Origin of the sequence: Cytobacillus gottheilii (genome assembly GCF_018582665.1) — a bacterium.
Taxonomy (GTDB): Bacteria; Bacillota; Bacilli; order Bacillales; family Cytobacillaceae; genus Cytobacillus; species Cytobacillus gottheilii.
Window position 1 is genome coordinate 2512863 of sequence record NZ_CP071709.1, and the last position, 23498, is coordinate 2536360.

At 37.4% G+C, this 23498-nt stretch carries 25 protein-coding genes; 6 read left to right on the forward strand and 19 right to left on the reverse strand.

Features of this window, described 5'->3' with window-relative positions; genetic code table 11:
- Nucleotides 1–75: 75 nt before the first annotated feature.
- From nadE to J1899_RS12375, 4 genes are read right to left on the reverse strand one after another with little or no spacing between them, the layout of a single operon-like run.
- Complete coding sequence (gene nadE / locus J1899_RS12360; RefSeq protein ID WP_214474035.1) at nt 76–897, reverse strand: NAD(+) synthase; 822 nt, start codon at nt 895–897, stop codon at nt 76–78.
- A 15-nt stretch (nt 898–912) separates the two neighbouring features.
- On the reverse strand, nt 913–2376 hold the full coding sequence (locus J1899_RS12365; protein ID WP_066445153.1) for a nicotinate phosphoribosyltransferase: 1464 nt from the start codon (nt 2374–2376) through the stop codon (nt 913–915).
- 18 nt (nt 2377–2394) lie between these two features.
- Nucleotides 2395–2937 carry a cysteine hydrolase family protein gene (locus J1899_RS12370; protein ID WP_066445151.1) on the reverse strand — a complete coding sequence of 181 codons (543 nt, stop codon included), beginning with the start codon at nt 2935–2937 and terminating at the stop codon, nt 2395–2397.
- Between the two features lie 16 nt (nt 2938–2953).
- Nucleotides 2954–3700, reverse strand: a complete 747-nt coding sequence (locus J1899_RS12375) for an NUDIX domain-containing protein (protein WP_066451581.1) — start codon at nt 3698–3700, stop codon at nt 2954–2956.
- A gap of 228 nt (nt 3701–3928) precedes the next feature.
- Here J1899_RS12375 and J1899_RS12380 point away from each other — a divergent pair, with 228 nt between their 5' ends.
- Together J1899_RS12380 and J1899_RS12385 are read left to right on the forward strand one after the other, a co-directional pair.
- Nucleotides 3929–5044: a glycoside hydrolase domain-containing protein gene (locus tag J1899_RS12380; RefSeq protein WP_246586472.1), complete on the forward strand. Its 1116-nt coding sequence runs from the start codon at nt 3929–3931 to the stop codon at nt 5042–5044.
- 104 nt (nt 5045–5148) lie between these two features.
- A complete protein-coding gene (locus tag J1899_RS12385) occupies nt 5149–5727 on the forward strand; it encodes a biotin transporter BioY (RefSeq protein WP_066445147.1) in 579 nt (192 codons plus the stop codon).
- Nucleotides 5728–5786: 59 nt separating this feature from the next.
- Here J1899_RS12385 and cyoE read toward each other — a convergent pair whose 3' ends face one another.
- From cyoE to J1899_RS12400, 3 genes are all read right to left on the reverse strand, one after another.
- Nucleotides 5787–6707, reverse strand: a complete 921-nt coding sequence (gene cyoE, locus J1899_RS12390) for a heme o synthase (protein ID WP_066451579.1) — start codon at nt 6705–6707, stop codon at nt 5787–5789.
- 140 nt (nt 6708–6847) lie between these two features.
- Nucleotides 6848–8866, reverse strand: coding sequence for a class I SAM-dependent methyltransferase (locus J1899_RS12395; protein WP_066445144.1), 2019 nt, complete (start codon nt 8864–8866; stop codon nt 6848–6850).
- Nucleotides 8867–8911: 45 nt separating this feature from the next.
- Entirely contained in the window at nt 8912–9838 is a 927-nt protein-coding gene (locus tag J1899_RS12400) for a lysylphosphatidylglycerol synthase domain-containing protein (RefSeq protein WP_066445142.1), read from the reverse strand.
- A gap of 328 nt (nt 9839–10166) precedes the next feature.
- On the opposite strand from J1899_RS12400, the gene J1899_RS12405 reads away from it, so the two are divergent.
- Both J1899_RS12405 and yidC read left to right on the forward strand, forming a co-directional pair.
- Nucleotides 10167–10460 carry a hypothetical protein gene (locus J1899_RS12405; protein ID WP_066445138.1) on the forward strand — a complete coding sequence of 98 codons (294 nt, stop codon included), beginning with the start codon at nt 10167–10169 and terminating at the stop codon, nt 10458–10460.
- A 29-nt stretch (nt 10461–10489) separates the two neighbouring features.
- Entirely contained in the window at nt 10490–11272 is a 783-nt protein-coding gene (yidC, locus tag J1899_RS12410; RefSeq protein ID WP_246586473.1) for a membrane protein insertase YidC, read from the forward strand.
- 60 nt (nt 11273–11332) lie between these two features.
- On the opposite strand, the gene J1899_RS12415 is transcribed toward yidC, so the two are convergent.
- Nucleotides 11333–11689 carry a fluoride efflux transporter FluC gene (locus J1899_RS12415; RefSeq protein WP_066445134.1) on the reverse strand — a complete coding sequence of 119 codons (357 nt, stop codon included), beginning with the start codon at nt 11687–11689 and terminating at the stop codon, nt 11333–11335.
- The gene (locus tag J1899_RS12420; RefSeq protein ID WP_066445132.1) at nt 11686–12069 is read right to left on the reverse strand and encodes a fluoride efflux transporter FluC; all 384 of its coding nucleotides are present in this window, start codon (nt 12067–12069) and stop codon (nt 11686–11688) included. The genes J1899_RS12415 and J1899_RS12420 overlap by 4 nt, the downstream gene beginning before the upstream one ends.
- 115 nt (nt 12070–12184) lie before the next feature.
- On the opposite strand from J1899_RS12420, the gene J1899_RS12425 reads away from it, so the two are divergent.
- Nucleotides 12185–12802 (forward strand): YhcN/YlaJ family sporulation lipoprotein, encoded by a 618-nt coding sequence (locus J1899_RS12425; protein ID WP_214474041.1) that lies wholly within the window; start codon nt 12185–12187, stop codon nt 12800–12802.
- A 161-nt stretch (nt 12803–12963) separates the two neighbouring features.
- On the opposite strand, the gene J1899_RS12430 is transcribed toward J1899_RS12425, so the two are convergent.
- The 6 genes from J1899_RS12430 to J1899_RS12455 form a co-directional block, all read right to left on the reverse strand.
- The gene (locus J1899_RS12430; protein WP_066445130.1) at nt 12964–13167 is read right to left on the reverse strand and encodes a DUF6501 family protein; all 204 of its coding nucleotides are present in this window, start codon (nt 13165–13167) and stop codon (nt 12964–12966) included.
- Nucleotides 13168–13198: 31 nt separating this feature from the next.
- Complete coding sequence (locus tag J1899_RS12435) at nt 13199–13453, reverse strand: hypothetical protein (RefSeq protein ID WP_066445125.1); 255 nt, start codon at nt 13451–13453, stop codon at nt 13199–13201.
- A 123-nt stretch (nt 13454–13576) separates the two neighbouring features.
- On the reverse strand, nt 13577–14443 hold the full coding sequence (locus tag J1899_RS12440; RefSeq protein WP_214474045.1) for a gamma-glutamylcyclotransferase: 867 nt from the start codon (nt 14441–14443) through the stop codon (nt 13577–13579).
- 130 nt (nt 14444–14573) lie between these two features.
- Nucleotides 14574–14744: a hypothetical protein gene (locus J1899_RS12445; protein WP_214474047.1), complete on the reverse strand. Its 171-nt coding sequence runs from the start codon at nt 14742–14744 to the stop codon at nt 14574–14576.
- Nucleotides 14745–14869: 125 nt separating this feature from the next.
- A complete protein-coding gene (locus tag J1899_RS12450) occupies nt 14870–16507 on the reverse strand; it encodes an AMP-binding protein (RefSeq protein WP_214478829.1) in 1638 nt (545 codons plus the stop codon).
- Between the two features lie 229 nt (nt 16508–16736).
- Nucleotides 16737–17495, reverse strand: coding sequence for a VOC family protein (locus J1899_RS12455; protein WP_214474048.1), 759 nt, complete (start codon nt 17493–17495; stop codon nt 16737–16739).
- Between the two features lie 203 nt (nt 17496–17698).
- On the opposite strand from J1899_RS12455, the gene sda reads away from it, so the two are divergent.
- Nucleotides 17699–17821 carry a sporulation histidine kinase inhibitor Sda gene (gene sda / locus J1899_RS12460; protein ID WP_371806975.1) on the forward strand — a complete coding sequence of 41 codons (123 nt, stop codon included), beginning with the start codon at nt 17699–17701 and terminating at the stop codon, nt 17819–17821.
- 43 nt (nt 17822–17864) lie between these two features.
- On the opposite strand, the gene J1899_RS12465 is transcribed toward sda, so the two are convergent.
- The 4 genes from J1899_RS12465 to J1899_RS12480 all read right to left on the reverse strand — a co-directional run bounded on the left by J1899_RS12465 (nt 17865) and on the right by J1899_RS12480 (nt 23356).
- Nucleotides 17865–18008: a hypothetical protein gene (locus J1899_RS12465; protein ID WP_214474049.1), complete on the reverse strand. Its 144-nt coding sequence runs from the start codon at nt 18006–18008 to the stop codon at nt 17865–17867.
- Nucleotides 18009–18584: 576 nt separating this feature from the next.
- Complete coding sequence (odhB, locus tag J1899_RS12470) at nt 18585–19850, reverse strand: 2-oxoglutarate dehydrogenase complex dihydrolipoyllysine-residue succinyltransferase (RefSeq protein WP_214474050.1); 1266 nt, start codon at nt 19848–19850, stop codon at nt 18585–18587.
- Between the two features lie 14 nt (nt 19851–19864).
- Nucleotides 19865–22705, reverse strand: coding sequence for a 2-oxoglutarate dehydrogenase E1 component (locus tag J1899_RS12475; RefSeq protein ID WP_214474052.1), 2841 nt, complete (start codon nt 22703–22705; stop codon nt 19865–19867).
- Between the two features lie 432 nt (nt 22706–23137).
- Nucleotides 23138–23356: a hypothetical protein gene (locus J1899_RS12480; RefSeq protein ID WP_066445106.1), complete on the reverse strand. Its 219-nt coding sequence runs from the start codon at nt 23354–23356 to the stop codon at nt 23138–23140.
- Between the last annotated feature and the right edge of the window lie 142 nt (nt 23357–23498).

The following is a 23498-nucleotide window of genomic DNA, read 5'->3' on the forward strand; positions in this document are numbered from 1 at the left end:
ACGATTTGATGGAATTAAAGACTCTCTCCAAATCGTTTGGGTTTTGCAATTACATTAAATAATATGTCACAGAATTTACTTCCACCACGTATCAAACATAGATGCTGGCACTTGTCGCTTATGTTCTGTCATCACATAGCGTTTTTCAATTTTTTCAGCAACATCTGCTGGAACTGTTTTGCCTTCCAAATAGTCGTCCAGCTGATCATAAGAAATTCCAAGCTCTGTTTCATCTGCCTGGCCGGGCTTTTGATCAAGTAAATCTGCTGTTGGAACCTTTAAATAAATTCTCTCTTCTGCCCCAAGCTCTTGAAGCAGCTGTTTTCCTTGCCGTTTGGATAAACCTGTTAATGGCAGAACGTCCGCACCGCCATCACCATATTTAGTAAAGAACCCAGTTACCGCTTCTGCAGCATGATCTGTTCCAATGACAAGCAGGTTTTTTTGTCCGCCAAAAACATATTGTGCGATCATTCTCATTCTTGCCTTTACATTTCCTTTATGATAATCCTTGAGTTCATCTCCGGCTACAGACGTGTCATAGGTTTCTTTAACTGCATCCACGGCTGTTTTAATATTAAATGAAAATTCTTGATCTGCCTTAATAAAATCCAAGGCACGCTGTGCATCATCTTCATCCAGTTGTGTACCATAAGGCAGTCTGATTGCTGCAAATGTTGCATCATATCCTTCTGAGCGCAATTCCTCTACAGCTAATTGAGCAAGGCGTCCAGCTAATGAAGAATCCTGTCCACCGCTAATGCCCAGCACATAGCCTTTTGCGTTTGTTTTTTTCAGGTAATCCTTTAGAAACTGAATACGATTTGTTATCTCTTCTTTTGGGTCAATTTCTGATTTTACATTTAATGCGGAAATAATTTCAGACTGCAAGCTCATTTTACAGCATCCTCTCTATTTTTCATTTTGTTTAACTTTCTCTTTAATAGTGGCAATATGATTCATTTTGTTTTCCCAGCAAGCAGGACTTAAATCAACAGGGTACTCTTCAGGATTTAATGCTCGGCGATATTCATCCCAAAGCAGGCTGAGATTTGCTTTTACTTTTTGCTGAATTTTATCAATCTCCGGCTTTTGATAAGTCAGTTCGCCATTACTGAAAACTTGCACATGAAGTTCTTTTGCCTCAAAATTTGTCACAAATTTACTAATATACGTGTGGACTGGATGGAACATTTTTAACCGTTCCTCCTGCTGAGGATCTTCATAATCTAGGGCAATATAATCGCCTTCTGATTTATCATTTGCCTTATTGATTATACGGTAAACTTTTTTAAGTCCTGGTGTTGATACTTTTTCAGGATTCGCACTAATTTTAATGGTATCGGTCATTTCTCCGTCTCTTTCAATACTGACTAGTTTATATACCGCTCCCAGTGCTGGCTGGTCATAGCCAGTAATTAGCTTCGTCCCGATTCCCCATATATCAATTTTAGCACCTTGGGCCTTTAAGTTCATAATGGTATACTCATCAAGATCATTAGAAGCAATGATTTTTGTATCAGTGAACCCAGCATCATCAAGCATTTTGCGTGCTTCCTTTGACAGATACGCTAAGTCACCGCTATCAAGCCGAATTCCTTTAAATCGGATCTTATCTCCAAGCTCTTTTGCCACTTTAATTGCATTAGGCACTCCTGAACGGAGGGTGTTATAAGTGTCGACTAGAAATACACAATCTGTATGGCTTTCTGCATATTTATGAAAAGCCTTATATTCATCTCCATATGCTTGAACTAGGGCATGGGCATGCGTACCAGCTACTGGTATTCCGAATTTCTTTCCGGCCCTTACATTTGATGTAGCCTGAAATCCGCCAATAAAAGCTGCTCTAGTGCCCCAAATCGCAGCATCAAGTTCTTGGGCGCGGCGTGAACCATATTCCATGGCAACTTCATCACCAACAACCTCTTTAATTCTTGCCGCTTTTGTAGCGATCAATGTTTGATAGTTAACAATGTTTAACAGGGCTGTTTCAATCAATTGTGCTTCTGCTAGTGATGCCTCCACCCTTAAAATCGGCACATTACCGAAAACCAATTCTCCTTCTTCCATACAGTTAACTGTACCTGTAAAACGCAATTCACTTAAATACGCAAGAAAATCCTCTGGATAGTTCAATGTTTCACGTAAAAATTGAATATCACTTGTTGTAAATGAAAAACCTTGCAGGTATTCAATCACTCTCTCTAAACCTGCAAAAATTCCATATCCATTTCCAAAAGGCAGCTTGCGAAAAAAGAGATCAAAAACAGCCTTATTTTCATGAATGCCGTCCTGCCAATAAGTGAAAGCCATATTGATTTGGTAAAGATCTGTGTGAAGCCCTAAGCTATCATCTTCAAAAATTGTACCCATGGTGACTCACCTTCTCCTTTAGATTATGTTTGCATTTAAAGTATTTTTAAAATGGGAAAGTGCCCACTCATGTCCTATTTCATTAAAACTTGCAACTGCATCACTATGAATATTGATTTTAAATCCTTTGTTATATGCATCAACAGCAGTATGAAGCACACAAATATCTGTACAGACCCCAACAAGAAGCAGCTCTTGAATACCTCTTTCGCGAAGCAGCAACTCAATGTTGGTTCCGGCAAATGCGCTGTATCGTGTTTTATCTTTCCATATTACATGGTTTTCCAATTTATATTTATCATACACATCTGCAAGCTTCCCATATAAATTTCTTCCTTCAGTTCCAGCTATATTGTGCGGAGGATATAATGCAGTTTCTGGGTGAAAAGGATCTCCTTCGTGATGCAAATCGATGGCAAAAAAGACTGGATCTCCTGCATTTATAAACTCTTCCGTTAATGAAGTGATTTTATCTTCAATCTTGATGGCAGGTTCTCCGCATGGCAATGCACCTGTAACAAAATCATTTGTGTAGTCAATGACTATTAAAGCTTTCTTCACACTGATTCCTCCTTCATTAATATCTTGCGGTATAGATTGGATTTACGATATCCATATCAATAAAGCGATAGAGCTTTGTTCCTTTTTTGGATGTCCGCTGTGTTGTTTTTCCATCTGCTAATTCAATAAACGGCAATGTTTTAATCTTTCTTGCAAAAGATTGCTCATTCAAAATGGCAGAATCCTCTGTGACGGTTGAGAGCACAGCTTGAAGCTCTGAATATGTGAACTCATCTGGCAGAAAGTTTTTAGCTGCGGTTGTCTGAAGCATAACCTTGGTAACCATTTCAAGTGCTTGTTTGATTATTTCCTGGTGATCAAAAGCTAATTCCGATTGCAGCACATCGGCAACTGAAAAAAGGGCAACATCTGCTGCATCATCATTTGCTTGACGGCTTTTTAATAAGTGTTCAGGCACTAGAGCGTAGAAGGCATTTGAAAGAATCCAGCCGCGCGGATCCCTTCCAGGCTGATCAAACACTCCAAAATGCTTCATATGAATATTTTGAATGCCTGTCTCTTCCATTAATTCTCTTTCAGCAGCTTCCAGTCCATTTTCACTATCTTTGACGAAACCTCCAGGAAGTGCCCACTTTCCTGCCTCAATATTTTCTGTTCCTTCAGCAGTCAATTCACTGCGCTTTATAAGCATGATTTTCAATGACATAACAGGAGGTTTAAAAGCCTCTCTTTTTTCAGTGACAATCGTGAAAACAGCAATATCAGCCGTATAGCCATCAGGTGTACGATATTTTTGGTTCATATCCAATTGTTAAAACGTCACCACCTTTTATATTTAACAAAATGTTAATTGTTAATTTTATTATATGCAATCTTCTCCAAGAAAGAAAGTCTTTTACTTTATTTTCCCTATTTTTTTTCTCTTACTCACTAATTTTTGCTTTTTCACGCCTCCCTCTCATTGTGCATAGGATGTATGGATCTTACCCACAAAGTATTGACAACTATATGCCGAAGGAGGCAAGGAACATTGAATCGAAAAAAATGGCTATCTTATGCCATCACAGCATTTGCTGCAGCGGTAGTGTCTATATTTCTATTTTCTTTTATTGATAGTAAGGAAGATCACCCAAGCGGAGAAACGCATGCCAATGAAACCGGGGAATCCGAACCAGCTAGCGGCGGAGAAAGCGGTGTTATAAATAATGTTGAAAATGATGTTAATAGCGATAAAGCAAATATAAATAATTCGATAGATAATCAAATAGAAAACGGAAACAATAATTCAATTGATAACAATATAACTAACAATATTAACGTTAATGTCGACGTAAACGTTCAAAATGATATTACAAACAATACTGATGGTGCATCATCCAATCAAGATCAAAGCATTGATGAGAGTAATGATGCTGAAAATGACCAGAATTCTAGTGAAGAAAGTTCGAATCAAAGCAGCAGCGATCAAAATGCCAGCGGTAACGGAAACGGAAGTGAAGAAGTCGTTTGGGGTGTAGACTCGGCAAGTCTAACCACAAACGACTTGCTTTCCTGTGTACGTGAAAACTTTGGTGATCCAGCAATCTGGGGCCGATATTTAGGGGAAAAGGAAGGTGTATCTGCTGGTATTACCCCTGAAGAAATTGAACTTCTTCATACTGAAGGAATTGAAATCCTAATTATATGGAATCATTTCACCAATGCCACAGGCTACGAAAATGGGCAAAACGAAGCTAGACAAGCAATTGAAGAAGCAAGGCAGCTTGGAATACCAGAAGGAGTTGCCATTTTTGCGGATATTGAACCAAATTATCCGGTAGATAGTGAATTTATTCGCGGTTATTATGAGGGAATAAGTGAATCTTCTTATGTTCCTGGTGTGTACGGGGTATTTGATTCAGAACGAGCATTATTTACAGAATATGCTGCAGCGGCTGAAAATCATTCTGACTTGCAGAATGATATGATTATTTGGACCGCCTCTCCACAGGTAGGGATTACGACGAAGGAAAATGCGCCAGCATATAATCCAGAAGCTCCTGAAGGTTCACAAATCTATGGATGGCAATATGGTCTTGACGCTCAAACATGCAATATTGATACAAACTTATTCCGTGGTGCTTTAAGCGATTATTTATGGAGTTAAATAGTAAACTTAATATAAAAATTAGTTGACTAAAAACCATCCTTTTCTTTATAATGTAAACTAACAAAGAAAGATAGTTTACATATTTAGAAAGGGAGATACATATGAACAGCGAACAAATTAAACTTAGATCAATGATTGTTACCGCTCTATTTGCGGCAGTGATCGGTGTGATGGCACAGATGGTCATTCCTATTCCTCCCGTACCGATTACAGGCCAGACACTGGCAATCGGACTTGCTGCAACTATTTTAGGGGCAAAATATGGCACTTTTTCTGTTCTTTTATATTTAATGATTGGCGCTGCTGGTGTCCCTGTCTTTGCGGAATTTTCAGGTGGGCTTTCTACCATTGTTGGACCAACTGGCGGATATTTAATTGGCTTCATTCCTGCCGTTTTTATAATGGGCTTTTATATGGAGAAAACCGCTTTTACCTTTTTACAGGCAATGATCGCCAATACAATCGGTATGCTGATCGCACTTATTTTCGGTACAGTATGGCTAAAGATTGCTGCTGATATGTCCTGGCTTGCTGCTATTGCCGGCGGATTTACACCATTCATCATTGTTGGTCTTATTAAAGCCGCAATGGCTGCATGGATTGGTGTTTTAGTAAGGAAACGGCTGCAATCAGCCAAGCTTTTACTGCCTACAGAGTATACAGCGAAGAAATCAGCTTAAATAAAACACAAAGTAAGCCAAAGCGTTCTTCAGACGCCTTGGCTTCTTTTTATTTCTGCCTATAAATTAAAGATCGTGCCTACTAGCGAGTAGACTATGACTGTTGAAAAAAGAATGGTCATATGCAAAAGCGAATAGATAAACATTGTTTTTGCCCATTTTTCCGGATCCATTTTATGATATCCGTAAATACTTAAAGCCAGCCATCCGCCTCCAAGCAGAAAAGAAACAAGTGTTAAACCCATGCTTAAAGAGCTAAAAAGAAAGCTTGTTAAGATCAATAAAACCAGATAAAAATTCGTTTGCCAATATGTCCGTTTTATCCCTTTTACAACAGGAAGCATAGGCACACCAGCACGTTTATATTCATCATGTCTGCGAATGCCAATTGCGTAAAAATGCGGCATTTGCCAAATAATCGTAATAATAAATAATCCTAATACCGCTGGATGGGTAATTTCAGGATTAATAGCAGCCCAGCCAATCAATGGAGGTGTAGCTCCAGACAGACTCCCGATTTCCGTATTATAGACGGTTCTTCTCTTGCTCCACATGGTGTATGGCACCACATATAAGAACAAGCCCGCAAAACCGATGATGGAAGCTAATGGTGAGGCTAATGCTAGCGAAATAATTCCTGCGATTGTCATAATGATTGCCAGCCATAATGCTTTAGAAAATGTTATTTCATTTGTAACAGTTGGTCTTTGCTTTGTTCTTTCCATTACAGCATCAATATCCCGGTCATACAGGTTATTAAATGCACCAGCTGCTCCCATCACTAAAATTGAACCAATAAGGGCAAAAAATATATTCGGGATTTGATCTATAAGATCTAAATCATACGTGTATATTGCCAATGTAAGTCCAGCAAACATAGGAATTAGATTCGATTTTATAATTCCTGTTTTAACTGTTGCAGCTAAAATTTTTGTCATTGGTTGTTTCTGTATTGTTATCTCTTCATGTTTATTTGCCATTACCACATATTCTTTCCTTTACATGTAATCACTATATATAAGGATTGTATCATACATTCTAAGCAGTCTGAGGAAAATATGCCTATAAGACAAAAATCATCTAGCTTCACAGAACCATTTAGGCAATACCCCTTAATTCCCTAGTTATAATTAGTTTCTCTCTTTTCAATAACGATCAAGCATGTACTATCTGGTAAAGCAACTTCTCTTCCAAACTCATCCATATACAGTATTTTCTCACCTAAATGAACGGGGTATCCTTCCTGCAAATAATGCTTTAAACAAATAATCTTTGCCTCTTCCCCTAGTGTTTTCTTAATAAATTCATCATATTCTGCCGGTGTAAAGTAGCCAAATTGCTCCTGCACTTCATGTGCAAAGGCTTCTGGTCCCCATGTTAGTGTGTACAATGCCTCCATGCTATCGTTAATCAGCATTTTCACTTCATCTTCCGCTATTATTTCATAAGTAATTTTTCTGCCTTTAAATTCTTTTGCATATTGTTCTAAATAGGTCATCCATTTCTCATCCTTAAAACGGATTCTTCTGAATTCATCTTTATTCTCCGACATGATCCCATCTCTTATAATAATTCTTCCCCCTGGCTTTAAAACTGAGAATGCACTTTGCAGGGCCTCACCAATTACCTCATGGTTAAACCTGCGGCCCTTGAACGGGATATAAGAAAATAGTTCATGTAAAATCGAAGAAAAGATAATCGTATCAACAGATTCAGCAGAAAATGTATCTGCTAACTGAAGTGCATCACCCTTCATGACATGCCATGTGTGCTGCTCTTCATCCTTTTTCTTCAGCAGATTTTCGATCACATTTTCAGCAATATCAATACCTATAATATCTTTATTCGTTGTCTCTCTTTCAATCATATCAAGCATTATGCCGCCGCCTGGACCGATATCGACTATTTTGTTTCCTTTTAAATAATCGAGAATGATCCGCTTATCATCTGCTGCTTTGTTCATACCTTCTAAATATTCCTGTTCATTGTGAAAGCGGTCATACGCATCTCTTCTTAGGCCAAAAAAGTCAAATAACATGATGGTTGCTCTGGAATGCATCAAATCCACTTTTTCTGCCTCTACGCAAAAACGGATTAAAGCTTCGCCAACATCAGAAAATGCAAAGGAAATGAAGGCGCACTGTGCCTCTTTATCATAATCCATCTTAAATGACACATGTGTCTCATCTGGTTTCATGGATTGACGATATTCCAGCAAATATTTCTCAATAACTCGTTTTCGATAAATATTTGTATGTTTAATCCCTTTATAGTCATAATGCATTTGCACCATAAATTCTCCAAAATGAATATGCCTTATCTGTAAAGAAGCTGTATGATCTGCAGCTAATTCCATAATAGTGAATATATCTAAAAGAGAAAAATCATGTAAGGCAGCTGCAGCATACCAAATATCAGCATGTTCAATTAACGCTTCAATAGAAGGGTTCATCTCTCCCTCGATATACTTGCCTTCTGTTAACCTGAAGAGACGTTCTCTGGAGGTTTGCTTTATTTCTCCATCTATTATATGGTCAATGATCTCTGCTGCTTCATCTTTTACTTCACTCCATATTTTTTCAGACACCGCCCTGATAATACACTCATTTAACATCATAAGCATTTCTCTTATTTGTTTGTCATGATAAAACTTCTTTAAGCTAACAATTAATTTTATTGAGGATTGAAGCCGGGATTCCCCTCTTATGTATTGACCAATTAATCCATGTGTGAAAATCAGCTGAAAAGTCAGATCCTTTCGTTCAGGATTTTCATAAAAAACAAGATCGTTAAAGATATGAGCAGATGCTTCATTGTGAATTTGAAGCTGATAGCCCTGATCACTCCATCTTTTCCTTTGACTGTAACTGCCGCCTTTTGAAATTTCACTATAAGCCAGAACTGTAGATAGCATGTAATAAATTTCATCCCGCTCACCTTTTATTTCCTCAAGAATAGCAAGAGTACGATAAACATAATCAAAAAGGTGAGATGAACTCATATGATTCACAGCTTCGACTGACTCATAATTTTGCGTGATCTCTTCTGCTGAAACAATCATATCAAGCCAATCGGGCAATACTCCCGTATGTTCATTATTTTTGTAAGCATGTATAATTTCAAAATGAGTTTGATGCAAAACAATTCCCCCAATGCTTTTATTAACCTTCTATTTATGTTAACTCTATAAATAATTCTTTCGCTGATTCCGAAATAGTTCATTCAAAACAAATGGAGTACTTAGAATGGCAGGAAACAAATAATAACTTAACCGGTAAAATAAAAGAATTAATAAACACAATTCCGCTTGAACTCCATAAAATTCCATCCCTATTAAAAAAACAAAATCGAATGATCCTATTCCACCTGGAATCATGCTGATAATTCCAACACATGAAGATAAAATCACAATAGGTAAAATAGAAAGAAGTGAAATATGCACACCCAAAATATTGGATATTCCCCAAATACAGATCACTACAAAGAGCCATTCGAAGAAAGAGATCAGTAAAAGCTCTCCAAGATAAGACTTTTTAACGTTTTCAAGATTCCATGTACTCTTACGAAGAGAGAAAATAACAAACAATATTGGTGTATAGGCTGCCACAGCAATGACCGCAATTTTTGCCATTTTCATTTCATTTAAAAAACGGCCGTCAAATAAGATAATTAAAAAAGATAAAATAGATAGACCGGTTAAATAAAATAATGACAGCTTGGCAATAATTTTAATATATGGAACGTCATTTTGAACATAGCGCCGAAAATACATTGAACGTAATGTTGCTCCTGCAACACCGCCAAATCCCACTAAATTCGAATATCCATTAGCGGATAACGACATCCAAAACAGTTTCCTATTTGAGATTTCGATCTTGAATAACTTTACAAGAATAACATCATAATAATACATAGGAAAAAGTGCAATGAGACCGAGAATAAAGATATAAATAATATGCTGAACAGACAGCCTGTCCATATACAAATTTAACAAACTCCAATTAAAATCCTTCATAATCCCCTGAGCTTCATAATAAATGATCCCCAAGATCACCAGCGGAATAATCACTTTTGCTATTGTTACAACGTGTTTCTTTTTAATAATAGACAAATTACTCCTCCAATTCTTCCTAGTGAACTTTCCGTCAAATAATTGCAATAAGGAAAGTCAGCCATTTAATGATATAAGGAAAACTTCCCCAATAGCAACCCTAAAAAAGGAATAAACTGATCCTTCCTAAACTGTATTGCTTTACATCTCACAGATAGCTTTTTTGTAACTGACTTTCTTTATGCACAATATAAACTCACTTATAATGGCGATCTTGCCAATCGTGTCAGCTATATCGCTTCTTGCTCCTGCCATTGTGGTTAGAGGAAAATTGCTGTATAATTTGTGATATAACAAACAAATGGTGTGAGAAAAAAGAGGTGAATAAATGACGGATTTTATATTAGAAATTAGCAACAACTATGCACATTACACATTATATGCTAGTTTATTCATCGTCTTTACTGCTAAATTTGCATGGGTTTGGAATACAGAATCCATTCATTTAAAGCCCAATAAATATCAGAAGCAGTTTTCACTTCATATAGAGGATTATATTTTAAAAATTAGTGACTCTTTAAATGTAAACTTTGAATTGCGGTTCCTATTTGTTTGTATCCGCAGAAAAGAAGCACCAAATGACGATACAGCATCACACCTCCCTATCTGTTTCAATCACTAAAATGAAAAACAGAAGGGAATTGAACATACTTGAAATTAAACAAAAAGCTTTTAATGTTTACGATGATTATTTTATCAGCAGCACTGCTTGCAGGCTGTCAATCGCAGGGAAGTGACGGAGGTTTCTTCCATACCGTCTTTGTTAACCCATTTGCTGTTTCCATTCATTATGTTGGCATGTTTTTTAATGATAATTTTGGGATTGCTATTATCATTATTACATTAGCAGTTAGGCTGTTATTAATGCCGCTGATGATGAAACAATATAAGAACCAGCAGGTTATGAAAGAAAAAATGGACCTTCTGAAGCCTGAAATGGAAAAGATTCAAAAGAAGTTAAAAGAAACAAAGAACCAGAAAGAACAGCAAAAGCTTCAGCAAGAGATGATGGGGCTTTACCAAAAGCATGGAGTCAACCCGCTTAACATTGGCTGTCTGCCTATGCTTATTCAAATGCCAATATTAATGGGCTTTTATTATGCTATTCGAGGATCAGAAGAAATTGCCACACATTCTTTTCTTTGGTTTAACCTTGGAGAGTCAGATATATGGATTACAGTATTAGCTGGTATTGTCTACTTTCTGCAATTCAAGCTTACTCAAACAAGTTTGCCTGCTGCTCAGCAGCAGCAAATGAAATTTATGGGATTGCTTTCTCCAATCATGATCGTGTTTATTTCGTTAAATGCACCTGCTGCTCTGCCGCTTTACTGGACGGTTGGAGGCATTTTCTTAATGTTCCAATCCTGGTTAGGACGCAAGCTATATCAGCAGAAGAAAGAACCATCTGGTCTAGTTAATAATGAAGCATAAACAAAAAGCGCAGAGTGATTCTGCGCTTTTTTGCTGCGATTGTATATTTCAGCTTCTCTTCTAACCAGCCATGATTAGCAGCATCCCAGTAAACGCACAACAGATGCCGCCAAAGTAGCTGATACTCAAGTAGAAGAAAAAAGAAGCATAATCTTTATGTTTAAACATGTTTACAAGCTCAATCGAAAGTGTTGAGAAAGTGGTAAATCCCCCCAAAAACCCTATTGCAGATAAGGCATAGAGATCCCCTTTCAAACCGCTGCCTGCAAGCAAGCCCAATAAAAAGGACCCAATCAAATTAACCGAAAGTGTGCCATATGGGATTCTGCTATTGGTTCTGCTTGAAAAGAATATAGACACCCAATACCGGCAAACAGCCCCTAAAAAACCACCTGCAGCAACTAAAAGGATGGTCATGAATGAGTCTCCTCCTTGCGCTTTACTACAAATTTCAATCCCAGAGCAGCTGCCAAAATCCCTCCAAGTGCGCAAGAGAAAATATAAATAAATGCAATTAATTGTTCTCCTTCAGATATTAACCTTGCTGTTTCAGCACTCACTGCTGACAAGGTTGTAAAAGAACCAATAGCTCCAGTTCCTAAGAGAAGCTGATGGTGCCGGTTTATCTTTAACCTTGCCGAATTTGTAACAAGTATGCCTAATAGGAATGAACCTAACATATTGGTTAAAAAAGTAGCAAATGGAAATGAATGAACTGTACTAAATGGCAATGACGCAATAAAAAAGCGCATTACACTTCCAATCATTCCGCCAACGCCAACATATATATACGTCAATACTAAAAACTCCTTACTATATCCCGATTGCCTTTAACTCCCACTTTAACATCTTACATAACTAAATGTATTTTACACATTCTAAAAAAGATAATGAAGAGAAGGAGTGATCCAGTTGATAAACAAAAAAGCACTAATTGGGACAGCTTTTGCAGCCATTATGCTATCAGCATGTGGTGCCAATAACAACAACCTCAATGATACTGCATTTGATGATAGAAACCTAAACGAACCCCTTCGTGTAAATTATGAAAATAATGACCGAATGAACAGAACAAATGAAAATAATGGCAATACACGATCCTATAATATAGATAATAATGGCAATCAAGAGCTTAACGACTACCGTTTAAATGGCGGCGATAGAGTTAACAATGCCGATGATGAAATCAACCGATCTATGAAGGTTGCTGATCGTGTAGCGGACAAAATTACAGATATGCAGGAAGTTGATCGCGCCAATGTCATTGTCACAGATAATAACGCCTATGTTGCAGCTTCACTTGAGGATGTCAGGAACCTAGAGACAAGAGGTACACTGGAAAATAAAATTTCTGATCAAGTTAAGTCGGTTGACCAGGATATCAATAATGTATATGTATCATTTGATCCAGATTTTAATAATCGTATGACAACCTACGCTGATGATATCCGCAATGGGGAACCAGCAGAAGGATTCTTTGATGAATTTAACGAAATGGTGCGCAGAATTTTTCCAACTCAAAATGACTGACCATCTATAGCACCATTCATTTTCCCATGATAAAAGGCAAGCTGAAGTTTTGCAGCTTGCCTTTTCTTATCATTTTAAAATAGAGATGTATATCATAACCAGATGGTTGTGTGCCACTATGTACTAAAAACAAGTACAAGCCTGCATTTTATAATCACTCATTACATCTCTTCAAAGTAATCTTTATAAAAACCGCTAACTTTTCCGGAGTTATCAACGAGGAAATAGAACTCCTCCGTTTCGTTTTTAACATCATACGTTTTTCCAGCTGTTAAGGCTCTGTTCACAATATATTTGGCTGCATTTGTATGAACACATTTTACTTTTTTAAGTGTAGGTTTTTCATTCCATGTTTGATGAATCATTGTATGACACTCCTTCATATTCCATTCTCTCTTAGTATAAAGAATATGAATCATTATCTGCAAGCTGATTTTGCGGTTGTAGAGTCTTTTGAGGCATTATTTTCATCTTTTTGCGAATAGATTGGATCTTATTTTCCTCAAATGTATACATTTCACCTGTTAACACATGTTTAAGAGTAATATATGTTATATTCTGTATGCGATCGACTCTAATGAATTCCATATTTTCATATTGCTGATGGTTGTATTCAATTTCAATTAATCCGATATCTGCAATAGTATTCATTAAATGACCTTCTTTCTAAGCTGTTGGCATCTATCTTTACCACCAGCTCAGCATGTATTAAACATTTTGCACACTGATTTTGCATGATGTGCATGTACATTTTGAATGAATAACTATGGTTTATTAAATGTCTAAACCTAAGCCTTTTAACTGCTCCTCCAGCTGTGCAAAATACTTTTCACTAAGCCTCCCTTTTGCTCCTCTCAGTATTTCTGCTGCGTAATGAAGAGGTGGTGCTATTTCTTCTTTTTTGTTGTAAACATGGAAGGTTAAGACATTTGTAATTCTCCTTCCATCGAACAAGTCTATGTCGACGAAAACCGGTCGATACCATCCCCCATAAAAACCTTCTCTCTGGAACAAATATTCAACACCATCATAGGGAATCTCATATAAAATCCCTTCCGTTTCACCGCCATTTTCCACTATATCTGCTCTTCCTCCATCAACACCTGGAAATACATATTTCATTGAATAGCCTTTTAACATACCAACTCCCCGAATGGTGCGGAAATATTGATCTGCTTTTGCTGCCTTAAAACGTTCCATATCCATGCAAGAACCATAAGCGAAATAAAATATTTTGTCTGGTTTCCTCTCCAATAGTCTATTTAGCTTCCAATCCCCATGAACGATTGGCTTAACTAAAAGATCATCTCGATTAGATACATAAACAAATGCATGTTCTATGCCTGAATCTGTATGGATTTCTTGTTCTATTCGGTTATATAAATTATCCGGATCACCAGGTATATAATCTTCCAGCTCGTCCAGCTCTTTAAATTGCTCAGGATTGATTTCATATAGCTCGCCATATACCTTATTTTCTAAATGTGATCCCTTCATTGTCGGATAGCCTAACCCAGTATCAAATAACTCTCCATATACCCATGCTTGCTGAGCAAGGCATCTGCTGCCTTCTAATAGAAAATGATTTTGTTCGTGCTTTCTCAAGGTTCCATAAACAAACAGTTTGTATTTATCACTCACAAATATAGCCCCCTTACCTTCTTCTCTTTACCTTATTCTCCAGCGTAAAAACAAAATCCTTTTAGAATATCCGCTGTTTAAAGGGGCAGAAATGAAGGTTCAGGAGCTTAATAGACAAAATAGTATTGATCTACTGAGCCATTAAGCACTTACATTGACAATAGTCAAATTTTTTTATAATAGGCAGTTTACAAAATGCAGGTTTCTTCACTTTATTTAAATGAATGTTATCGAGAATGCCCTTTAGTTCTTCTTCTCTTTCTTTTTTAAGCATTTCCATTGTAAAGATATCAATATTCATTGTGGTTGCTCCTTTCTTGCCTCAACACCTTCCATTTCATTATAGTAACGATGCATCCTGTTCACATTGGCACGAAGAATGAACATTCATACATCTTTTGGATGAGGTGAAAGGAACCTATAATGTTATAAATTTTGATGTGTCTTCTTTTCAATAGATTGCTCTCTGAGCTTATATTTTTGAATTTTACCTGAAGCAGTCATTGGATAAGATTCTGTAAATTCAATATAACGCGGAATCTTGTGGCGAGAGATACGGCCAGCACAAAAAGAACGTAATAACTCTTCATTGAGATTGGCATTCTCTTTGAGGATGATCCACGCCGCTACTTCTTCTCCATATACTGCATCTGGCACGCCAACTACTTGCACATCCAAGATGGCGGGATGAGTATATAAAAATTCTTCAATCTCACGCGGATAAATATTTTCACCGCCACGAATAATCATATCCTTAAGTCTCCCGGTTATTTTACAATATCCGTTCTCATCCATAACAGCCAAGTCTCCAGTATGAAGCCAGCCTTCTTCATCAATGGCATTCTTGGTGGCTTCTGGGTTTTTATAATAACCCTTCATTACATGATATCCTCTTGTACAAAGTTCTCCCTGCATGCCAATTGGCAATTCTTTGCTGGTACCAGGTTCTGTAATTTTCACTTCAACCATTGGCAATGCTCTTCCTACCGTTTCAACTCTTAGTTCTAGTGGATCATTGGCTCTTGTTTGCGTAATTACAGGGGAGGATTCAGTCTGTCCATAACAAATGGTAATCTCAGCTGCACCCATTTTATGAATAACATCCTTCATCACTTCAATGGGACAGTTTGAGCCGGCCATAACGCCTGTTCTTAATGAGCTAAGATTATAAGTGGCAAAATTAGGATCATTTAATTCCGCAATAAACATTGTCGGCACTCCATGCAAAGCTGTACACTTCTCTTTCTCTACCGTTTTCAATACCTCTGCAGCATTAAATTCTTGAACTGGCACCATGGCAGCACCTACTGAAACACTCGCAAGTGTGCCAATCACACATCCAAAACAATGAAAAAACGGCACAGGTATACACAATTTATCATCTTCTGTAAGCTTCATACAGCCTGCGATTTGAAAAGCGTTGTTTATAATATTTGAATGGGTAAGCATTACTCCTTTTGGAAATCCTGTTGTACCAGATGTATATTGCATATTAATGACATCATCACTTTGAAGGCTTTTCTGACGCTCCTCCAACTCTTCATCTGTAACAGCTATGCCCATCTCTATTACTTCATCCCACTTGTATGTACCAGGATAGTTATTTTCTCCTATTACAATCACATTCTTTAAATATGGAAATCTCTCAATCATTAGGTTTCCTTTTTCTGCATCTGCCAATTCAGGAACAAGCTCATATAACATCTCAATATATGAGGTATCCCGATATGTTTCCATTAATATTAGTGTTGAGGTATCTGATTGCTTCAGCAAATATTCAAGCTCCGCTTTTCGGTAATTTGTATTTACCGTAATCAACACAGCCCCCATTTTCCCGGTTGCAAACTGAGTCGTTACCCATTCGGAAATATTACTGGACCAAACTGCAAGATGATCACCTTTATTAATTCCAAGCTTCATGAATCCCTTTGCAGCTTTATTACAAGATTCATTGAATTGTTGGTAGGTAAGTCGTAAATTTCGATCAGAATAAATTAGGGCTTGCTTTTCTGGATACAGCGCAGCCTTCTCCTCAAGCAATTGCCCTACTGTTTTGTTCATCAATCCGTTCATATACCCAGCCCTTTCTTTCAATAATTTGTTTATTAAAGCGCTTTCATATTATAATATCAAAAAATTTATAATATTCAATATTTATTATACTTTCTTTGCACTTATATTCTTAATAGATTTTAAAATATCTTATACTACACAAATTATATAAATAAAAAAAATGAAGCTTTATATTCACTTCATTTTTTTGAAACCATTTATAATGGATGCCAATTACGGCTTATTCATATACTACTCCGTTTACATAAAGTGGTCCGTTTTTGAGTGGAGGACTTATTTTGATTTTACATTCTTTTATCAACGATTCTTGTCCATCTTCTGAAAACAGTTGAATTTTAGTCTTTCCAGCTGTTATCTGTGTGATTTGCATAGCATCATTTATGACCATTTTTTCTTGAAATAAAGGACTCAAAGAGCGTGCTGCTTGTTTATAATCAGGTACCGGCCATTGTATCAACTCAATATAACTATTTTCAAGTGTTGGGTGAATAAACCCTGAATTCTTTAATTCTGCTAATCTAATATCATCATTCTCGGCCCATTCGATGAAAAATGGAAATGGTATAGAAGGATCCGTCTCTTCAATAAAAAGCATCTTCCATTGTATTCGTTTTCCATCATCACGTACTCTGCTGCCATCAAATATAGGCAGTGTTTTAAGATTTTGATTGTGCAGATGCTGCTGCAGATTATTAATATTATCTGTTCTAAAGCAAATCTGCCCAATGCCTTCTTTCTTTTTTATTTTCTCTCTAAGATGTTTTACTAAAGGATTATCACTTTCTGCTGCAATTTCATCATGTTCAATTGCAAAGAATTCAATATATGAGGATGCCGTATACAGAAGACTATTGTATGTTCCCCAACTTTGATGGCTTCCTCCTGCTACAGCATGTATTCCTTTATTCTGAAACGTATCTACAATATTCTGTGGTGTTTCTGCTATAAAATGAACGACATGATCTAATGTAATATTCACATTTAGTCCCCCCTCTATTTAAAACATAATCCTTATTTTATCATTCTTAAGGCAAGCAGGATAGGATCCTGGAAATAGTGGTAATTCATTCCTTTTGTAAATTTTACGAACATATTGCTTTTCAAATCTTAACACATCCTTTACAATGAACAAAAGATAGAAAATTCAATCCATTTAACCAGGAGGTATGCACATTGAAAATTATGAGTAATGAACAGTTGGTCGTCTCGTATCGTGATGCATTAAAGTCAGGGTCTGAAGAGGAATGGATTAGAATGTTAAAGTCAGAAATTCAAAGACGCGGATTAAAGCCATTTAAAGATTAATAATACGAAAAGAACGGAAGATCCTCTTCCGTTCTTTTTTATTTTATATTTGGCCATTCTCTCTCTTTTTCTTGTTTAATGAGATATGATTTAAACTTGCAATTGAATCCAGGTCCTCTTTTGTTAAAATTCCTGCTTTTTGAAGCAGTGTACTGTATAGTACGATCTTTTCTTTCCTTCCTTTCATGATCACCACTCCTGCTTTTACTCCATTTTATGCACAACAACCAAAATGTTTCCTTAATGCAACATTTTAAAACCTCATTGATCCTTTATGTAAAACCCATTTTACTGGTTTGATGTCCAGATGGTGTACTCATACTCTAACTGAGAAGGTTTCGATCCTGATCAGGTGTCTCACACGTTTATGTTTCATATTAACAGGCAAAGTAATTAATTAGATTTTCCAAAACTATAGGTTTATAAATCTCTCATAAATAGACGGAAGAATTCCGCTTAAATCGTAAATTTGCTAAATTTGTGCTTAAATAAACGGAGAAACTCCGACTAACTGACCGAAAAACTTGTAAATCAGCGATTTTATTCAACATAGTCGGAAAAACTCCGCTTATTTCGCAATAAAATAGCTTAATTTTTGAAATAAGGGTAAAATCTCCGCTTATTTTCACCGCTACCTCAATTGCAAAACAAGAAAAATTAAAATCAGATAACTATTTCACCTCTTTATAGTGATGACCAAGAACAACAATCGCTCAGTAATGAGCCTAAAATAAAAAACGGAGGCCAAAGGCCCCCGTTTCTCTTAAGCTTCAAATAATAAAGATTCAGGATCTTCGATTAGCTCTTTCACACGCTTTAAGAACGTAACCGCTTCTTTTCCGTCAACAATTCGATGATCGTAGGATAATGCAATATACATCATCGGACGGTTTTCCATTCTTTCTGCATCAATCGCAACTGGACGCAATTGGATGGAATGCATTCCTAAAATACCCACTTGCGGTCCATTCAAAATTGGTGTTGACAGTAATGAGCCGAACACACCGCCGTTTGTAATGGTAAAAGTACCGCCCTGCAGGTCTGAAATAGCCAATTTATTGTCTCTTGCTTTTTTGCCAAGGCCAACAATATCTTTTTCAATTTCAGCGAAATTTTTACGATCCGCGTCTCTGACAACCGGAACAACTAACCCTTCATCCGTTGAAACAGCAATTCCAATGTCATAGAACTTCTTAAGCACAAGCTCATCGCCTTGAATTTCCGCATTTAGCAGCGGGCTGCGTTTTAAAGCAGCGACAACAGCTTTTGTAAAGAAAGACATGAATCCAAGTTTAACATCATTTTCTTCCTGGAATTTATCTTTGCGTTTTTTACGAAGCTCCATAACGTTTGTCATATCGACTTCATTAAATGTTGTTAGCATTGCAGCTGTTTGCTGAACTTCAACAAGACGTTTTGCGATCGTTTGTCTGCGGCGAGTCATCCGAATTCGTTCAACCGGCTTGCTGTCTGCTGAAGCTGCTGCAGGCTGGGATGGTGCTTTTGGTGCCGGTGCCGGCGCAGCTGGTACTGATTTTGCTTCAGGATTAAAACCAGATACATCTTGTGCACGCACTCGGCCTAATGGATCTGCTGTTGGCACCTGAGTTAAATCAATTCCTTTTTCTCTGGCCATTTTTCTAGCAGCAGGTGAAGCAATCGGACGCTGTTTACTGGATGCTGAAGCAGTTTCTTCAGCTTTTTCAGCAGCAGCAGGTGCCTTTTGCTCTTCTTCTTTCGGCTGTACAGCCGGTGCTTCGTCAGTTTTTGATGCAGCAGGTGCAGGCGCTTCTCCGCCTTCGCTAACAACAGCAATCGTTTCCCCAACATTTACTGTGTCGCCTTCTTGTGCTTTTAATTCTGATAACACACCGCTGTATTCTGAGATGATTTCCACATTAACCTTATCTGTCTCAAGCTCAACGATATAATCCCCTTTGTTTATTGCATCACCTGGCTGTTTTAACCATTGTGCAACCGTACCTTCCGTAATCGATTCTGCTAATTCAGGAACTTTAATTTCTGCCACCTTAATTTCCTCCCTTATTGCTTACGTGTTAATGCTTCTTCGATTATTCTCGCTTGCTCCATTTTATGCACATTTGGATCTCCCTCAGCAGGTGATGATCTCCGGCGTCTGCCTATGTAACTTACAGCGGATCCTTCAGGTGCGATCTCATTCAGACGAGGTTCAATAAATGTCCATGCCCCCATGTTCTTAGGCTCTTCCTGAACCCATATGATTTCTTGAAGGTTTGGATAGCGACTCATAATTTCTTTTATTTTTGTTAAAGGGAATGGATAGATTTCTTCAACACGTAAAACATGAAGCCAATCCATATCCTCTTTTTTACTCAGGCTTTCTGCCAGATCAATTGACATTTTTCCTGTTGCTAGAACGATTCTTGTTACGGCCTCATGATTTTCACCTAGTCCGCTTTGTTCAATAACAGACTTAAATTCACCTTCACTCAACTCGATGCCATTTGAAGCAACAAGTGGATTACGAAGCAAACTCTTTGGCGACATGATGACGAGCGGACGAACTTCCTCTTTATTTAAAATAGCCGCTTGTCTTCTTAGGATATGGAAGTATTGAGCTGAAGAAGACAGATTGGCAACAGTCCAGTTATTTTCAGCAGCTAAAATTAAGAAACGCTCTAATCTTGCACTTGAATGCTCTGGTCCCTGACCTTCATATCCGTGAGGAAGGAGCATAACAAGACCAGATTTCTGCCCCCATTTTGCACGGCCCGCAGCAATGAATTGGTCAAACATCACTTGAGCTGAGTTGGCAAAATCTCCATATTGTGCTTCCCACAATACAAGTGTTTCAGGTGCAAAAACATTGTATCCATATTCAAAACCTAGGACAGCCATTTCGGATAATGGACTATTATGGATGGCAAAGGAAGCATTTGCAGACTGCAGCTTATGCAATGGTGAATATGCTTTTCCTGTTGTATGATCATGAAGGACAACATTTCGCTGTGCGAAAGTTCCGCGTTCTGAATCCTGTCCAGTTAAACGAATCGGCGTTCCATCTGCCAGAATGGAAGCATAAGCAAGTGTCTCCGCTAATCCCCAATCAATCTTCCCATTTCCTTCTAAGGCATCTGTACGGCGTTTTAAGATTTTACCCAGCTTGTCAAAAACTTTGAAATCCTGCGGCCATGTTAACAATTCTTCATTCATTTGTTTCAATTTATCAATTGAAACCGCTGTAGAAATAAAAGGAAGCTCTTTATCAACAAATTCAGGAGGATTCATATCCTCGATTTGCACTGTTTTCTTTTTGGCTGGCACTTTTTCATACGCAGCTGTCAGTTTTGCCAGTACTTCGTCTTGAATTCCCTTTACTTCCCCTTCTGAAAGGGAGGATTCTTCTAGAAGCTGTTTTCCATAAAGCTCTTTAACCGTTGGTCTCTGATGGATAATGTTATACATCAGCGGATTCGTTGTCATAGGTTCATCCATTTCATTGTGGCCAAAACGGCGATAGCCAATTAAATCAATTAAAAAGTCCTTCTGGAATTTAGCACGGTATTCACATGCCAATCTGGCTGCTGATACAACAGCTTCAGGATCATCTGCATTCACATGAAGAATCGGGATCTCATACCCTTTTGCTAAATCACTCGCATATCTTGTTGAACGTGAATCATGTGATTCTGTTGTAAACCCGATTGTGTTGTTTGCAATTAGATGAATAGACCCGCCTGTATCATACCCTGTCAATTGACCAAGATTTAACGTTTCAGCAACTACACCCTGTCCCGGGAAAGCAGCGTCACCATGTATAATAATGGACAATGCACTGCTGAGATTTACTTTTGGATAACCGGATGCAGAGCGGTCATCTTGAGAAGCTCTAGTGTATCCTTCCACTACAGCACCTACAAATTCAAGGTGACTTGGATTATTTGCCAATGTCAGCCGTGCAACTGTTGTATTCTCAGCTTTAATTTGCTTATCAAGTCCAAGATGATATTTTACATCTCCTGTCCAGCCATAGCTTATGCCAATGGAACCTTCTGAAGGAACTAAATCTTTATTTGGCGCATGCTGAAATTCTGCGAAAATCATTTCGTATGGTTTACCAAGAACATGTGCCAGAACGTTCAAACGTCCGCGATGGGCCATGCCAATATTGATTGTTTTGGCACCATCACCTACTGATTCTGAAACAATTTCATCAAGCAGCGGCACTAGTGTATCCAAACCTTCTACTGAGAAACGTTTCTGACCAACAAAGGTGCGATGAAGAAACTTCTCAAATTCTTCTACCTCTGTTAAACGCTTATAAACCTTTACTTTCTCTTCTTTTAAAAGGGAAGCCCTTACACTATTGCTTTCAACCTTGCGGCGAAGCCATTCTTTTTCGCTGGCATCGTATACATGGTTAAACTCGAAAGCGATTGGGCCCATATAAACTGATTTTAAATAGTCAATAGCTTCTTTCCCATTTCGAAGAGGGATTTGTGCATCTGTGCAAATTACATGTGCAGGCACATTTATCAAATCATTTTCTGTTAAACCGTATGTGTTTAAATCAAATAACGTTTCTTCAACCGGACGGTCATTAAGCGGGAAAATATTCGCACCCAAGTGACCATAAGAGCGAATATTGTCAGCAAGTTTAATAGCAGCCAGACTCTTTTCCAATTGCCCGGCACTTACTGCAAGCTCTGTGTTTTGTGCAGGTTGAGATAACGTTCCAGTTTCCTGGAATGGTGATCCATTTTCTTCAAAAAACATTCTCATTTCATCGTCTACTGATTGTGGATCTTCTAAGTATTTTTCATAAAGCTCAATTACATAGCCGAGGTTTGGGCCGTGAAAACCAAGACCAAATGGCCCTTCGCCATTAGATGGCTTTTTCATGGAAAATTACCTCCATAACTCTTTTTAAATGTTTTTTATATAATATTAAAATTTTATCCTCATTAAATGGTATTCAGAAACTCCGCTTTAAAAAACACGGAAAAGATTATGAATAATATTATTTTTCAGAGGATAAAACGTTTCCATAGCCATTTTAACACGTTAAAGGCGTAGATACAAAGATAAAAACACGAAAATAGTGGAAAATAAAATATTATTTATTAGAAAAATACTTATATTGAGAAAATGAATTGTCATTCGTTTTTATTTGAATATATTTATAAATTTGAAAACTTATGGTATCCCCTAAAACAAAGAAAACTTGCCAATGGGCAAGCATAAAAATAACGTATTCTGCCTTCAAAGAAAAAGAAGCTCTGTTCTCATCCCTTTAAGGCGACTGTACACAGAATTAAAATGCTATTTTCCAGCTTAGCACATTTCTACTAAATAAAGAGGCTCTACTTTTTTCTGTACAGTCCTGGCAGTCTCTATGATTGATCTTGAATTTCCAGGATCATCAATATGACCGCTGCACATGAAACATTGATTCTGTTTGCATTGATGAGTAACTTCTATCCCATCTTCTGTAGCAATAACCATTGGATCACCCTCACCCATTAATTCCTTAGCATGAAAATGAATTTGCATGTAAAAGCCTCCATCCTTTCTTCAAACACCATTTTTTTGCACATAAAACCGTGTAACATTCAAAAACTTATGTTTAATTATAGTATAAAAATTCTGATTTTTACAGGCGTAAAGATTCAATTTCTACTAAATTTTTCCGTAT